The 13,585-nt window shown below is 70.2% G+C and carries 12 protein-coding genes; all 12 read right to left on the reverse strand.

Going from position 1 to position 13,585, the window contains the following annotated elements; translation table 11 throughout:
* Window positions 1–177: 177 nt before the first annotated feature.
* Complete coding sequence (locus AC1D2E_RS31830) at window positions 178–1,224, reverse strand: homocysteine S-methyltransferase family protein (RefSeq protein ID WP_478201096.1); 1,047 nt, start codon at window positions 1,222–1,224, stop codon at window positions 178–180.
* Window positions 1,221–2,474 carry an MFS transporter gene (locus AC1D2E_RS31835; RefSeq protein WP_478201097.1) on the reverse strand — a complete coding sequence of 418 codons (1,254 nt, stop codon included), beginning with the start codon at window positions 2,472–2,474 and terminating at the stop codon, window positions 1,221–1,223. The genes AC1D2E_RS31830 and AC1D2E_RS31835 overlap by 4 nt, the downstream gene beginning before the upstream one ends.
* A complete protein-coding gene (locus AC1D2E_RS31840) occupies window positions 2,471–3,604 on the reverse strand; it encodes a histidinol-phosphate transaminase (protein ID WP_478201098.1) in 1,134 nt (377 codons plus the stop codon). The genes AC1D2E_RS31835 and AC1D2E_RS31840 overlap by 4 nt, the downstream gene beginning before the upstream one ends.
* 12 nt (window positions 3,605–3,616) lie before the next feature.
* The gene (hutG, locus tag AC1D2E_RS31845; protein ID WP_478201099.1) at window positions 3,617–4,435 is read right to left on the reverse strand and encodes an N-formylglutamate deformylase; all 819 of its coding nucleotides are present in this window, start codon (window positions 4,433–4,435) and stop codon (window positions 3,617–3,619) included.
* Window positions 4,436–4,440: 5 nt separating this feature from the next.
* The gene (locus AC1D2E_RS31850) at window positions 4,441–5,889 is read right to left on the reverse strand and encodes a formimidoylglutamate deiminase (RefSeq protein WP_478201100.1); all 1,449 of its coding nucleotides are present in this window, start codon (window positions 5,887–5,889) and stop codon (window positions 4,441–4,443) included.
* Window positions 5,886–7,139, reverse strand: a complete 1,254-nt coding sequence (hutI, locus tag AC1D2E_RS31855; protein ID WP_478201101.1) for an imidazolonepropionase — start codon at window positions 7,137–7,139, stop codon at window positions 5,886–5,888. Before hutI ends, AC1D2E_RS31850 begins: the two co-directional genes overlap by 4 nt.
* Before the next feature lie 5 nt (window positions 7,140–7,144).
* Complete coding sequence (locus AC1D2E_RS31860; RefSeq protein WP_478201102.1) at window positions 7,145–7,765, reverse strand: HutD/Ves family protein; 621 nt, start codon at window positions 7,763–7,765, stop codon at window positions 7,145–7,147.
* A gap of 15 nt (window positions 7,766–7,780) precedes the next feature.
* Window positions 7,781–9,499: a urocanate hydratase gene (gene hutU, locus AC1D2E_RS31865; RefSeq protein WP_478201103.1), complete on the reverse strand. Its 1,719-nt coding sequence runs from the start codon at window positions 9,497–9,499 to the stop codon at window positions 7,781–7,783.
* Between the two features lie 39 nt (window positions 9,500–9,538).
* Window positions 9,539–11,089, reverse strand: coding sequence for a histidine ammonia-lyase (hutH, locus tag AC1D2E_RS31870; protein WP_478201104.1), 1,551 nt, complete (start codon window positions 11,087–11,089; stop codon window positions 9,539–9,541).
* A 57-nt stretch (window positions 11,090–11,146) separates the two neighbouring features.
* Window positions 11,147–11,950, reverse strand: a complete 804-nt coding sequence (hutC, locus tag AC1D2E_RS31875; protein ID WP_478201105.1) for a histidine utilization repressor — start codon at window positions 11,948–11,950, stop codon at window positions 11,147–11,149.
* An 80-nt stretch (window positions 11,951–12,030) separates the two neighbouring features.
* Entirely contained in the window at window positions 12,031–12,810 is a 780-nt protein-coding gene (locus AC1D2E_RS31880; protein ID WP_478201106.1) for an ABC transporter ATP-binding protein, read from the reverse strand.
* On the reverse strand, window positions 12,810–13,583 hold the full coding sequence (locus AC1D2E_RS31885) for an ABC transporter permease (protein ID WP_478201107.1): 774 nt from the start codon (window positions 13,581–13,583) through the stop codon (window positions 12,810–12,812). Before AC1D2E_RS31885 ends, AC1D2E_RS31880 begins: the two co-directional genes overlap by 1 nt.
* Window positions 13,584–13,585 lie beyond the last annotated feature (2 nt).

Raw genomic sequence — 13,585 nt, forward strand, 5'->3', positions numbered from 1 at the left:
GGCCAGATCAGGCCGGCGCCGGGCCGCCCCAAGGCGGCCTGCGGCCCCCTCGGGGGGCAGCGACCACACGCAGTGAGGGAGCGTGGGGGCCCAGGCCGGCGCCGGGCCGCCCCAAGGCGGCCTGCGGCCCCCTCGGGGGGCAGCGACCACACGAAGTGAGGGAGCGTGGGGGCCAGTTCAAGCCGCTTCGCGGTAGAACGCGGTGCGATGCAGGCTGCGCCCCGCCAGCGGCGCGACCGCCTGGCCGATCGCGGCGATGTGCTCGGGCGTGGTGCCGCAGCAGCCGCCGACGATGTTCACCAGCCCTTCGGCCGCAAACTCGTGCAGCAGGCGCGAGGTGACGTCGGGCGTCTCGTCGAATCCGGTCTCGCTCATCGGATTGGGCAGGCCGGCGTTGGGGTAGCAGCTGATGAAGGTGTCGTCGGCGACGCGCGCCAGTTCCTGGATATAGGGCCGCATCAGTGCGGCGCCGAGCGCGCAGTTCAGGCCGATGGCCAGCGGCTGCGCATGCCGCACGCTGTGCCAGAAGGCGGTCACGGTCTGGCCGCTCAGGATGCGGCCCGAGGCGTCGGTCACGGTGCCGCTGATGATCAGCGGCAACCGCTCGCCGCTGGCCTCGAAGTACTCGTCGATCGCGAACAGCGCGGCCTTGGCGTTCAGCGTGTCGAAGATGGTCTCGACCAGCAGCAGGTCGGCCCCGCCTTCGACCAGCGCCTCGACCTGCTCGTGGTAGGAAGCGCGCAGTTCCTCGAAGCTCACGTTGCGCGCGCCCGGATCGTTGACGTCGGGGCTGATGCTGGCGGTCTTGGGCGTCGGGCCGAGGGCGCCGGCGACGAAGCGCGGCTTGTCCGGGGTGCTGAACTTGTCGCAGGCCGCGCGCGCGAGCTTCGCCGATTCGAGGTTCATCTCGCGCGCCAGGTCGGCCATCTTGTAGTCCTCCTGCGCGATCCGGGTGGCGCCGAAGGTGTTGGTCTCGATCAGGTCGGCACCGGCGGCCAGATAGCCTTCGTGGATGTCGCGGATGATGTCGGGCCGCGTCAGCGAGAGCAGCTCGTTGTTGCCCTTGACGTCGCGCGGGAAGTCCTTGAAGCGCTCGCCGCGGTACTGCGCCTCGCTCAGCTTGAAGCGCTGGATCATCGTCCCCATCGCGCCATCGAGGATGGCGATGCGTTGGGCCAGGATGGCGGGCAGTTGCTGGGCGCGGGTGTAGACGACGGGCTTCATGCGCCGATTGTAGAAAGCGGCGCCGGGCCCTCGGCGCTGCCGGGTCTTGGACGCCAGCGCGCAGCGCCCGTCAGGCACAGCGCCGACAGCAGCGCCAGCAAGCCGCTGGCCCCGATCGGCCAGGCGTAGCTGCCGCGCAGGTCGAACAGCAGTCCGGCCGCGCTGGCACCGAACAGCGCCGCCACGCCGACGCCGATGTACAGCGCGCCCAGGATGGCGCCGAGCTGCCGGGTGCCGAACCATCCGGCGGCCACGGCCGGATAGAGCGCGATGCAGCCGCCGTTGGCGGCGCCGAACAGCAGCGTGAAGGCAACCAGCGCCGGGAAACTCGCCGCGCCGAGCCAGACGCCGTCGAGCACGGCCAGCGCGAGGGTCAGCAGCAACAGCAGGCGCTGCGGCCCGAGCCGATCGCCGAGCCCACCCAGGAACAACCGGCCCAGCACGTTGCCGATGCCGATCAGTCCGATCAGCAGGGTGGCGCTGTCCGCCGAAATGCCCTGTGCGCGCGCCGCCGGCGCGACGTGCACCAGCGCGACGAAGAGCCCGACCGAGCCGCTGGCGATCGCCGCGAAGTAGCACCAGAAGCGCGCCTGCCGCACGGCATCGCGCAGCCGAACGCCCTCCTGCAGCGGGGCCTGCGACGGCGCGCACCCGGGATCATCGCCGTCGGGCAGCAGCCCGAGGTCTTGCGGCTGCGCGCGCATCGCCATCGCCGCGCCCAGGCCCAGCAGCGCGATGGCGCCGGCGAAGATCTGCATCGTGGCCTGCCACGAGAACTGGTGCATCAGCAGGCCGGCCGCCACCGGGCCGACGAAGGTCCCGATCCCGGTGCCGGCCAGCGCCAGGCCCGAGGCACGGCTGCGCTGCCGGACGAACCAGCGCTGCACGGCCGCCACCGCCGGCACGTAGACCAGCCCGATGCCCAGGCCCGCGAAGACGCAGAAGACCGCGAACAGCGACCGCAGCGACGAGGCCACGCTGGCCAGCGCGAAACCGGCCGCCAGCAGTACGATGCCCGCGCCCACGACCTTGCGCAGCGAGAAGCGGTCGGCCAGCGCGCCCGCGAATGCGCCGACCAGGTAGTAGAGGAAGGCCGTGATCGAGAACACCGACGCCACCGCGAACCGGTCGGCCGCGAAGCTGGCCTGGATGCCTTCGAAGAAGGCGCCGAAGGAATAGGCGGCGCCGAACACCAGCGCCAGCAGCACGTGCGCGGCAGCGACCACGCTCCAGCCCCGGAAGATCTTCACGGCGTCGCGTCGAGGATCTCGCGCAGGGCCTGCAGGAAGCGCTCGTTGTCCGCCGGCATGCCGATCGAAACCCGGATGAAGGTCTCGAAGCCGGCCTCCTTCCAGGGCTTCACAATGATGCCGCGCGCCAGCAGGGCCTCGTTGACCGGGCCGTTCGGTCGGCCGAGGTCGATGAACAGGAAGTTGGCCGCCGACGGCGCGATCCGCAGCCCCGGCAGCGCCAGCGCGCGCAACTGCGCCGCCAGTGCCTCGCGGTACTGCACGGTCTCGCGCACCGCATGGGCCATGAAGGACTCGTCGCCCCATGCCGCCAGGGCGGCGGCCTGGGCCGCCTGGTTGACGTTGAAGGGCGTGCGCACGCGGTCGAGCAGTTGCACCAGCGCGGCGTCCGAGGCGACGCCGTAGCCGACGCGCAGGCCCGCCAGGCCCCAGGCCTTGGAGAAGGTGCGCAGCACGATCCAGGGCCGCTGCTGGTCGCGCAGCGCCACCAGCGCGTCGGGGAAGCCGGGGGCCAGTCGCGCGTACTCGACGTAGGCCTCGTCGATCACCAGCAGCGTGCCGGCCGGCGTGGCCGCGAGCAGGCGCTCGAAGGCGCTCGCATCGAACATGCAGCCGACCGGATTCGACGGGTTGGCGATCATCGCGATCTTCGGTCCGCGCGCCAGCGCCTCGCACCAGGCATCGAGGTCGAATTCGAGCGCCGGAGTCAGCGCCAGCGATTCGACCTCGGCGCCCATCATTCGCGGGAATATCTCGTGCAGCCCGAAGCCCGGGCGCTGCGCGAGCACCCGGTCGCCCGGCAACAGCAGGGCCAGGCACAGCATCTGCAGGATGTCCTCGGAGCCGTTGCCGATCACGACCTGGCCAGCCTCGGCGCCGCAGCGGCCGGCGATCGCGCTGCGCAGCGCGGTGCAGGCCGCATCGGGGTAGTTCATGAGCCACGGTGCCACGTCGGCCAGCGCCCGCGCCACCTGCGGGCTGGCGCCGAACGGGTTCTCGTTGCTCGCGAGGCGGCTGATCGCGGTCGCGCCGTAGCGCGCGCGCACCGCCGCGGAGGACAGGCCGGCGTTGTAGGGCGGCAGCGGCGGCACCTCGGGACGGGCGAGATGAAGGATGTCGGATGCGTTCATGGGTCTTTGGCTTCAGGCGCGGCGGCGCTCGACGAATTCGAGCACCGCTTCGAGCATTCGCCGCACATGCGGCTGCACGCGCGCCGCCACCTCGGGCAGGTAGTCGAAAGGCAGGACTTCCTGCATGTAGCTGCATTGCGTCATCTCGAGCTGCACAGCATGCACGCCTTGCGCGGGTCGGCCGTGCTGGCGCGTGATGTAGCCGCCGGTGAAGCGGCCGTCGAGCACGGAAGTGAACCCCTGCGCCTGCCCGGCAATGTCACGCAGCGATTGCGCCAGCGCCGGATCGCAACTGGCGCCCTGCGCGGTGCCGAGGTTGAGGTCCGGCAGCTTGCCGTCGAAGAAGCGCGGCAGCACGGAGCGGATCGAATGCGCGTCCCACAGCGCGGCGACGCCGTGCAGCGATCTCAAGCGCTCGAGCTCGCCCGCGAGCTGGCGGTGGTAGGGCTGCCAGATGGCCTCGCGGCGTTGCGCGATCTCGGCTTCGCCGGGCACGTCGCCGGCCGCATAGAGGGGCGTGTCGTCGAAGGTGTCGACCGGACACAGGCCGGTGACGCTCTGGCCCGGATAGAGGCTCGCACCGTCGGGCGGCCGGTTGAGGTCGATCACGTAGCGCGAGTGCGTGGCGATCAGCACCGAGGCGCCGAGTTCGTCCGCGAAGTCGTACAGGCGCTCGAGATGCCAGTCGGTGTCGGGCACCTGGCGGGCCTCGTCGGTGAAGCGCGCCGCGAGCTGCGGCGGAACATAGGTCCCGACGTGCGGCATCGAGATCAGCAAGGGGCGCTTGCCGGGGTGAAAGCGGAAAGGGGGCTCGGGTGTGGTGAAGCTCATGGGATTCAATCCTCGAGAAGTTGGGTGCGCGCGGCCACGAAGGCGGCCGCGGCTTCGTCGTGCAATGCGTGGCGGCCGCCGGCGGCGCGCGCCTGGCCGGCCACCCACACGGCATCGATGGCGGAAGTTCGGTGGCTGGCGAAGACGTGGGCCGAGAGCATGTCGGGCGCAGCGAGGCCCTGGAGCGCGAGGTGGCGGGCATCGAGCGCGACGAAGTCGGCCTGCTGCCCCACCGCCAGGCCACCGATGGCGCGGCCCGCGGCCTGCGCGCCGCCCCGCACGGCAGCCAGCGCGAGCGCGGTCGCGACCTGAGGGTGCGCGCCGTCGGCGCCCACGTTGCGCTGTCGCGTGGCCAGGCGCTGGCTGTACTCCAGCATCAGCAGCTCCTCCGCCGCGTTGACGCAGGCGTGGCTGTCGGAACCGATGCCCCAGGCACCGCCGTGGCGGCGCCACGCCGCGAAGTCGAAGATGCCGTCGCCGAGATTGGCCTCGGTCGTTGGACACAGGCCGGCGACCGCACCGCTCGTCGCCGCGCGCCGGTATTCGTCCGCATCCATGTGCGTGGCATGGACCAGGCACCAGCGCGCATCGACCGGTGCATGGTCGAGCAGCCAGGCCACGGGGCGCTGCCCGCTCCACGCCAGGCAGTCGTCCACTTCCTTGGTCTGCTCGGCGATGTGGATGTGGATCGGCGACGTGGGATCGAGCGCATCGAGGCCTGCGAGCGCATCCCGCAATGCGTCGGGCGCGACGGCACGCAGGGAATGCGGCGCGAGGCCCAGCCGCGCGCCCTGCGCGTCGCACACCGGCTTCAACGCATCGAGCAGGCGAAGCATCGATTCGGTCGATCGGACGAAGCGACGCTGGCCTTCGTTCGGCGGCCGGCCGCCGAAGCCGCTGGCCTGGTAGAGCACCGGCAGCAGGGTGAAGCCGATGCCCGTGCGCTGCGCGGCGCGCAGCAGCGCCAGGCTCAAGGTCGCGTCGTCGGCGTAGGGACGGCCGTCGGCGTCATGGTGCAGGTACTGGAATTCGCAGACGCTCGTGTAGCCGGCTTCGAGCATCTCGGCATAGAGCCAGGTGGCGATCGCCTCCATCTGCTCGGGCCCGAGGCGCGCGGCGAAGCGGTACATCAGCGTGCGCCAGCTCCAGAAGCTGTCCTGCTGCTCGGCGCGGTGTTCGGTCAGGCCCGCGAAGGCGCGCTGGAAGGCATGCGAATGCAGGTTCGGCAGGCCTGGAATCAACGGACCGGCCGCGCGCGCCACGCCTGCCGGCGCCTGCGCGCCGGGCCGCACCGCCGTCAGCCGGCCCGAATCGTCCCATTCGAGCAGGACGTTGCGGGCCCAGCCGCCAGGCAGCAAGGCATCGGCTGCGAACACGGCCCGGCTCGATGGAGAACCTTCGTGCTTCGCGCTGCGGTGCGCGTTGGCTTGGGAGCGGCCCGGCGCTGCGCTCATTGCATCGCCCCCACCGTGCCGACGGCGATGCGCCCCTGGCGCACCGCCGCGCGCAGCGGCCGTTGGCCGAACCAGTAAGCCAGCTCGGCCGCATCGCGCACGTTCCACAGCACGAAGTTGGCCGGCATGCCCGGCGCGATGACCCCGTGCGTGTCCTGCAGGCCGAGCGCGCGCGCCGCATGGCGGGTGACGCCGGCCAGCGCTTCGGGCACGGTCAGCCGAAACAGCGTGCAGGCCATGTTGACCATCAGCAGCAGGCTCAATGCCGGCGAGGTGCCGGGGTTGTGGTCGGTGGACACGGCCATCGGCACGCCGGCGGCGCGCAGCGCCTCGATCGGCGGCAGCTGCGTGTCGCGCAGCGTGTAGTAGGCGCCGGGCAGCAGCACGGCCACGGTGCCGGCCGCGCGCATCGCTTCGATGCCCTCGGCCGACAAGTGCTCGATGTGGTCGCAGGACAGCGCGCCGTAGCGCGCGGCGAGCGCGGCGCCGCCCATGTCCGACAGCTGTTCGGCATGCAGCTTGATCGGCAGGCCGAGCGCCTGCGCCGCCTGGAACACGCGCTCGGTTTCGGCCAGCGAGAAGGCGATGCGCTCGCAGAAGACGTCGACCGCATCGATCAGTCCTTCGGCGGCCAGCGCCGGCATCATTTCCCGGCAGACCAGGTCGATGTAGTCGCTGCTGCGGCCCGCGTACTCGGTTGGCAGCGCATGGGCGCCGAGGAAGGTGCTGCGCACCGTCACGCCATAGGCTTCGCCGAGCCGCCGCGCCACGCGCAGCTGCTTGCGCTCGTGCGCCAGCGAGAGGCCGTAGCCCGACTTGATCTCGATCGCGCAGACGCCATCGGCCAGCAGCTGTTCGAGCCGCGCCGCGGCCTGGGCATGCAGCGTGTCTTCGTCGGCCTCGCGCGTGGCGCGCACCGAGGACACGATGCCGCCGCCCGCCTTCGCGATCTCTTCGTAGCTGGCACCGGCGAGCCGCATTGCGAACTCGTTGGCGCGCTGGCCGCCGTAGACCAGGTGGGTGTGGCAATCGACGAGCCCGGGCGTGACGAGTGCGCCGCCGCCATCGAAGCGCGGCAGGGCTGCACAGTCGCCCGGCAGCGCGCTGCGCTCGCCGACCCAGCGGATCCTGCCGTCGGCCACGACGATGGCCGCTTCGCCATCAGGAACCGGGTCGTCCCCCAGTGCACCGGGGGCGAGCCGCAGAGGGCCCCAGACGCCGTCGGCGGAGGGAAGCGTGGCAAGGGTCATGGTGTTCACTCGCTGATCATCGTCGTGTTCGTGGCCGTCGCGTCGACCCGCACCGCGGCCAGTGCGGCGCCCGCATCCAGGGGGCTGGCGAGCCAGCCGTGCGCGGCGGCATCCCACCAGACGCCCTCGCCCGGCGCGCAGTCGATCGCGCCGGAGCCGACGCCGTGCGCCGCATGCAAGCGCCAACGGCCGCGCAGGGCCATCAGCAGACCGCTCTCCGCGGGCGCGATCTCCTCGACCGCCCCCAGCACGCGCAGTTCGGGGCGCAGCCGGGCACGCCGCGCCATCAGGTTGAAATCGATGGAGGTCCCGCCGAGCATTTCGCAGTCCAACGCTGCATCGCCGGCAAAGGCGAAGGGTGCATGCGCCGCATCGAGCCGGTGGTCGATGCGGCCATCGCCCGAACGCAGGCGAACGCCTGCGCCGTCCAGCAGCATGATCACGCGGTCGATGCCTGCGAAGGCCGAAAACGGCCCGGCGGCGGCAATGGTCGCGATGCTCACGCGCCAGTCGAATCCATCCATGCCGGCGCCCGGCGGGATGCAGACGATCTCGCGCGTGGTGCCGCCGCCGTTCTTCCACGGCGTGGCGGCCAGCGAGGCGATGTCGAAGCGATGGATTCGCACGGCCGCGCTTGTTGACTACTTGATCATCGGCAGGTTCAGGCCCTGCTTCTTCGCGGTCGCGATGGCGATGTCGTAGCCCGCGTCGGCGTGACGCATGACACCGGTGGCGGGGTCGTTCCAGAGCACGCGCGCGATCCGCTTCGCCGCGGCGTCGGTGCCGTCGCAGACGATCACCACGCCCGAGTGCTGCGAATAGCCCATGCCGACGCCGCCGCCGTGGTGCAGGCTGACCCAGGTCGCGCCGCCCGCGGTATTGAGCAGGGCGTTGAGCAGCGGCCAGTCGGACACCGCGTCGCTGCCGTCCTTCATGCTCTCGGTCTCGCGGTTCGGGCTGGCGACCGAGCCGGTGTCCAGGTGGTCGCGGCCGATCACGATCGGCCCCTTGAGCGCGCCCGACTTCACCATCTCGTTGAAAGCAAGGCCGGCCTTTTCGCGCTCGCCCAGGCCCAGCCAGCAGATGCGCGCCGGCAGGCCCTGGAAGGCGATGCGCTCGCGCGCCATGTCGAGCCAGCGGTGCGTGTGCTTGTTCTCGGGGAACAGTTCCTTGATCTTGGCGTCGGTCTTGTAGATGTCTTCCGGGTCGCCCGAAAGCGCGACCCAGCGGAACGGGCCCTTGCCCTCGCAGAACAGCGGCCGGATGTAGGCCGGTACGAAGCCCGGGAAGTCGAAGGCGTTCTTCACGCCTTCGTCGAACGCCACCTGGCGAATGTTGTTGCCGTAGTCGACGGTCGGGATGCCCATCGCCTGGAAGTCGAGCATCGCCTGCACGTGCACGGCGCAGGACTTGGCGGCGGCCTTGCGCAAGGTCGGATGCTGGGTCGCATCGGCCTTGGCCGCTTCCCATTGCGCCAGCGTCCAGCCGATCGGCAGGTAGCCGCTCGCAAGGTCGTGCGCCGAGGTCTGATCGGTCACGAGGTCGGGCTTGATGCCGCCCGCCTTGGCGCGCTTGACCAGCTCGGGCAGGATCTCGGCCGCGTTGCCCAGCAGGCCGATCGACACCGCTTCTTTCGCTGCCGTGTGCTGCTTGATCAGCGCGATCGCGTCGTCGATGTCCTTGGCCTGCTTGTCGAGGTAGCGCGTGCGCAGGCGGAAGTCGATGCTGGCCTGCTGGCATTCGATGTTGAGCGACACCGCACCGGCCAGCGTCGCCGCCAGCGGCTGCGCGCCACCCATGCCGCCGAGGCCGGCGGTCAGGATCCACTTGCCCGCGAGATCGTTGTCGTAGTGCTGGCGGCCGGCCTCGACGAAGGTCTCGAAGGTGCCTTGCACGATGCCCTGGCTGCCGATGTAGATCCAGCTGCCCGCAGTCATCTGGCCGTACATCATCAGGCCCTTGCGGTCGAGCTCGCTGAAGTGCTCCCAGGTGGCCCACTTCGGAACCAGGTTCGAATTCGCGAGCAGCACGCGCGGCGCGTTCTCGTGGGTCTTGAAGACGCCCACCGGCTTGCCCGACTGGATCAGCAGGGTCTCGTCGTCGTTGAGTTCCTTGAGCGTCGCGAGGATCTGGTCGAAGGAGGCCCAGTCGCGCGCCGCGCGGCCGATGCCGCCATAGACCACCAGGTCCTGCGGCCGCTCGGCCACTTCCGGGTCGAGGTTGTTCTGCAGCATGCGGAAGGCGGCTTCGGTCAACCAGCTCTTGCAGTTCAGCGTGCTGCCGCGCGGCGCGCGGATCACGCGGCTCGCATCGTGGCGCGGGTCGGTGGCGCCGGCGAGGAATTTGTCGGGTGCGTTCATGGCGATGTTCCTTTCGGTGACGGGTCTTGACGGACGGTTTCAGGCGTGGCTCGGCAGGATGGCCTGCACGGCCTCGGGCCACTGGCCCTGGCGTGCCCACAGGCGCATGGCTTCGATCGACGGCGCGAGGAAGCGGTCCTGGTCGATGAAGGCGACGCGCTCGCGGATGGCGGCGAATTCGGCTTCGAGCAGGGGGGAGGATTTGGGGCCACGCTTCAATTCGATGCCCTGCGCGGCCGCCATCGCCTCGATGCCGACGACCACCGCGGTGTTGTCGACCATGTCGCCGAGCCGGCGGCCCGCGAAGGTCGCCATCGACACGTGGTCTTCCTGGTTGGCCGAGGTCGGCAAGCTGTCGACGCTGGCCGGATGCGCCAGCGACTTGTTCTCCGAGGCCAGCGCCGCGGCCGTGACCTGGGCGATCATGAAGCCCGAGTTGACGCCGCCGTCGCGCACCAGGAAGGGCGGCAGGCCCGACAGGCCGCTGTCGAGCAGCAGCGCCATGCGGCGCTCCGAAATGGCGCCGATCTCGGCCACCGAGAGCGCGATGATGTCGGCCGCGAAAGCCACCGGCTCGGCGTGGAAGTTGCCGCCCGAGATGACATCGCCGTTGTCAAAGACCAGCGGGTTGTCCGAAGCCGCGTTGGCCTCGATGCGCAGCACGCGCGCCGCATGCGCGAGGTTGTCCAGGCAGGCGCCCATCACCTGCGGCACGCAGCGGATCGAGTACGGGTCCTGCACGCGGCCGCAGTCGGCATGCGACGGCAGGATCTCGCTGCCTTCGAGCAATGCGCGCACCGCGCCCGCCACCGCGATCTGGCCCGGCTGGCCGCGCGCGGCGTGGATGCGGGCATCGAAGGGCTTGATCGAACCCTGGATCGCCTCGAGCGACAGCGCACCCGCCATCAGGCCGGCCGCGAACACGTCCTCGGCACCGAACAACCCGGCCAGCGCGAGCGCCGTCGACACCTGCGTGCCGTTGAGCAGCGCCAGGCCTTCCTTCGGCCCGAGCACGAAGGGCGCGAGGCCGATGCGAGCCAGCGCGTCGGTGCCCGAGATGACTTCGCCGTCGGGCGCAGTGACCTCGCCCTCGCCGATCAGCACGCAGGCCAGATGCGCCAGCGGTGCGAGGTCGCCCGATGCGCCAACCGAACCCTTCGATGGAATGCGCGGCAGCAAACCGGCGTTCGACAGCGCGAGCAGCGCGTCGACGATCTCGGGCCGCACGCCCGAATGACCGCGCGCCAGGCTCACGGCCTTGGTCGCAAGCACCAGCCGCACCACCCCGGCCTTCAGCGGCTCGCCGGTGCCGGCGCTGTGCGACAGCACCAGGTTGCGCTGCAACTCGGCCAGCCGCTCGGGCGGAATGATGGTCTGCGCCAGCTTGCCGAAGCCGGTGTTGATGCCGTAGACCACCTTGCCGGCCTCGACGATGCCGCGCACCGTGGCCTGGGCCGCCAGCAGGCCGGCGCGCGCCGACGGATCGAGTGCGAGCTGCACGCCACCGGCATGCACGCGGCGCAGCGTCGCGAGGTCGACGTCGCCGGGGGCGAGGACGATCGCTGCGGCTTCGGTAGGGGTGGCGGTCATGGAATTCTCCTGTCTATACAAGTAGGTGCGCGCGAAAACGAAAACGGACGCGCGCGTTCAGCCGAACGAAGGGTTGCCGTCGGCTCGGAAGCGGCTGCCGAGGCGGTAGCGCGAAGCCGGGTGCAGGCAGCGCACCACCGTCACCGGCAGGGTCCGGGTCCAGGTGCGGCGCGTCAGCAGCAGGCAGGGATCGGTCACCGGCATCGCCAGGCGCTCGGCCTGCTCGGGGGTCGGCAGCACCGCATCGACCACGTGCTCGATCTGGTCGAAGGGCACGTTGCGCACCAGGTATTCGCTCGGCGGAACGAGCGAGAAGTCCTGGTCGAGAAAGTCCGGCACCACGCGCGGGTTGACGTAGCGGTCCTCGAGCTGCACCGGCGTCTCGTTTTCCATGTGCAGACAGACCGTGTGGAACACCGACTCGCCGGGCCGCAGGTCGAGCCAGACGGCGACGTCGGGCGCGGCGGCGACGCGCTCGGCGGTCAGGAACTCGCACCGGTAGTCGTGGCCGCGGTCGCGGATTTCGCTGGCGATGTTGGCGATCTGCAGCAGGGTCGACTGCGGCTTGTCCTCGGCGACGAAGCTGCCGACGCCGGCGACGCGCACGATGCGTCCCTGCTCGACCAGCTCGCGCAGCGCGCGGTTGACCGTCATGCGCGCCACGCCGAACTGCGCCACCAGCTCGCTCTCCGATGGCAGGCGGTGGCCGGCGGTCCAGGAGCCGTCCTGGATCTTGTGGGTGATGAAAGCCTTGATCTGCTCGTACAGCGCCAGCGCGGGCGACGTCGAGGTCGCGGCGCGCGGATGCGCGCCGCGACGGGCGTCGGTGGCTTTGCGAAGGCTGGCGGTGCTCATTCGCATGCCTTCGTGCTTCGCACTGCGGTGCGAGCTTGCTTGAAGCGGTTCTGCGCTGCACTCATGCTGTCGTTCCTGGGCGTGGATCAATGCTCGACGGCGGCCATGGACTCGGCGCGGATCTCTTCGGTCAGGCGCGCCTTGATGTCCATGAACTCGGGCGAGGTCTTGATCGTGTAGTGGCGCGGATGGCCGAAGTCGACCGGGATCTCGGTCTTGATGCGGCCCGGCCGAGCGCTGAACACCGCCACGCGGTTGGCCATGAAGATCGCCTCGTCGATGTCGTGCGTGACGAACAGCACCGTCTTGCGGGCCGACTCCCAGATGCCGAGCAGCAGTTCCTGCATCAGCACGCGGGTCTGGTTGTCGAGCGCGCCGAAGGGCTCGTCGAGCAGCAGCATCTTCGGGTCGTTGGCCAGCGCGCGGGCGATCGCGGTGCGCTGCTGCATGCCGCCCGAGAGCTGCTTGGGGAAATGGTTCTCGAAGCCGCGCAGGCCGACCTTGGCGATGAAGAAGTCGCTGCGCTCCTTCTGGTCGGCCTCGCCCATGCCGCGCTCCCGCAGTCCAAACCGGATGTTCTGTGCAATCGTCAACCAGGGGAACAGCGTGTAGCTCTGGAACACCACGCCGCGGTCTGCACCCGGGCCTTCGATGGTCTGGCCGTCGAGCAGCACGCGCCCTTCGGTCGGATAGTCGAGCCCGGCGACGATGCGAAGCAAGGTCGACTTGCCGCAGCCCGACGGGCCGAGGATGGTGACGAAGTCGTTCTCGCGCACCTCGAAGTCGATCGGCAGCAGCGCCTGCGTGGTCTGGCCGCGTGTGCCCGTGAAGGTGCGGGACACGCCGCGAATCGAAAGCTGGTTCATCAGATCGTGCTCCAGGCGAAGAGACGGCGGTTGAGCGCCTTGAAGGCGAAGTCGGAGATCAAGCCGATGATGCCGATGACGATGATCCCGAAGATGATCTGCCCGGTGTTCAGCAGCGCCTGGCTGTCGGTGATCATGTGGCCGATGCCCGACGACGATCCGATCAGCTCGGCCACGATCACGTAGGTCCAGGCCCAGCCGAGCACCAGGCGCAGCGTCTCGGCGATGCCCGGTGCGGCACCCGGAATCAGCACCCGGGCGACGATGCCGCGGCTGTTGGCGCCCAGCGTGTAGGCGGCCTCGACCAGGTCGCGCCGCGCGCTGCCCACCGTGACCGCCACCATCAGCGTGATCTGGAACACCGAGCCGATGAAGATCACCAGCAGCTTCTGTGTCTCGCCGATGCCGGCCCAGAGGATCAGCAGGGGGATGAAGGCCGAGGCCGGCAGGTAGCGGCAGAACGAGACGAAAGGCTCGAAGAAGGCCTCGACGACTTTCCAGGTGCCCATCGCGATGCCCAGCGGCACCGCCACGATCGTCGCCAGCACGAAGCCGCCAAACACGCGCCATACCGTCATGCCGATGTCGTGGCTGAAGTTGTACTCGGTGAAGAGCAGCACCGCTTCCTTGACCATCGTGACCGGACTGGCCAGGAAGGTCGGCGAGACGAAGCCGCCGAGCGTGAAGAAGGCCCAGACCACCACGAAGACCACGAAGAAGCCGACGCCGAGCAGCCAGCGCGCGCGCGCGCTGACGGGCTCGAGCGGCGCCAGCG

This window comes from Variovorax sp. P1_H2, assembly GCF_056405295.1.

Bases quoted from the DNA above. Each gene is read 5' to 3' on its own strand.
- AC1D2E_RS31830 (WP_478201096.1), bottom strand. From the start codon at position 1,224: ATGAAGCCCGTCGTCTACACCCGCGCCCAGCAACTGCCCGCCATCCTG.
- AC1D2E_RS31840 (WP_478201098.1), bottom strand. From the start codon at position 3,604: ATGAACGCATCCGACATCCTTCATCTCGCCCGTCCCGAGGTGCCGCCG.
- hutG (WP_478201099.1), bottom strand. From the start codon at position 4,435: ATGAGCTTCACCACACCCGAGCCCCCTTTCCGCTTTCACCCCGGCAAG.
- AC1D2E_RS31850 (WP_478201100.1), bottom strand. From the start codon at position 5,889: ATGAGCGCAGCGCCGGGCCGCTCCCAAGCCAACGCGCACCGCAGCGCG.
- hutI (WP_478201101.1), bottom strand. From the start codon at position 7,139: ATGACCCTTGCCACGCTTCCCTCCGCCGACGGCGTCTGGGGCCCTCTG.
- hutU (WP_478201103.1), bottom strand. From the start codon at position 9,499: ATGAACGCACCCGACAAATTCCTCGCCGGCGCCACCGACCCGCGCCAC.
- hutH (WP_478201104.1), bottom strand. From the start codon at position 11,089: ATGACCGCCACCCCTACCGAAGCCGCAGCGATCGTCCTCGCCCCCGGC.
- hutC (WP_478201105.1), bottom strand. From the start codon at position 11,950: ATGCGAATGAGCACCGCCAGCCTTCGCAAAGCCACCGACGCCCGTCGC.
- AC1D2E_RS31880 (WP_478201106.1), bottom strand. From the start codon at position 12,810: ATGAACCAGCTTTCGATTCGCGGCGTGTCCCGCACCTTCACGGGCACA.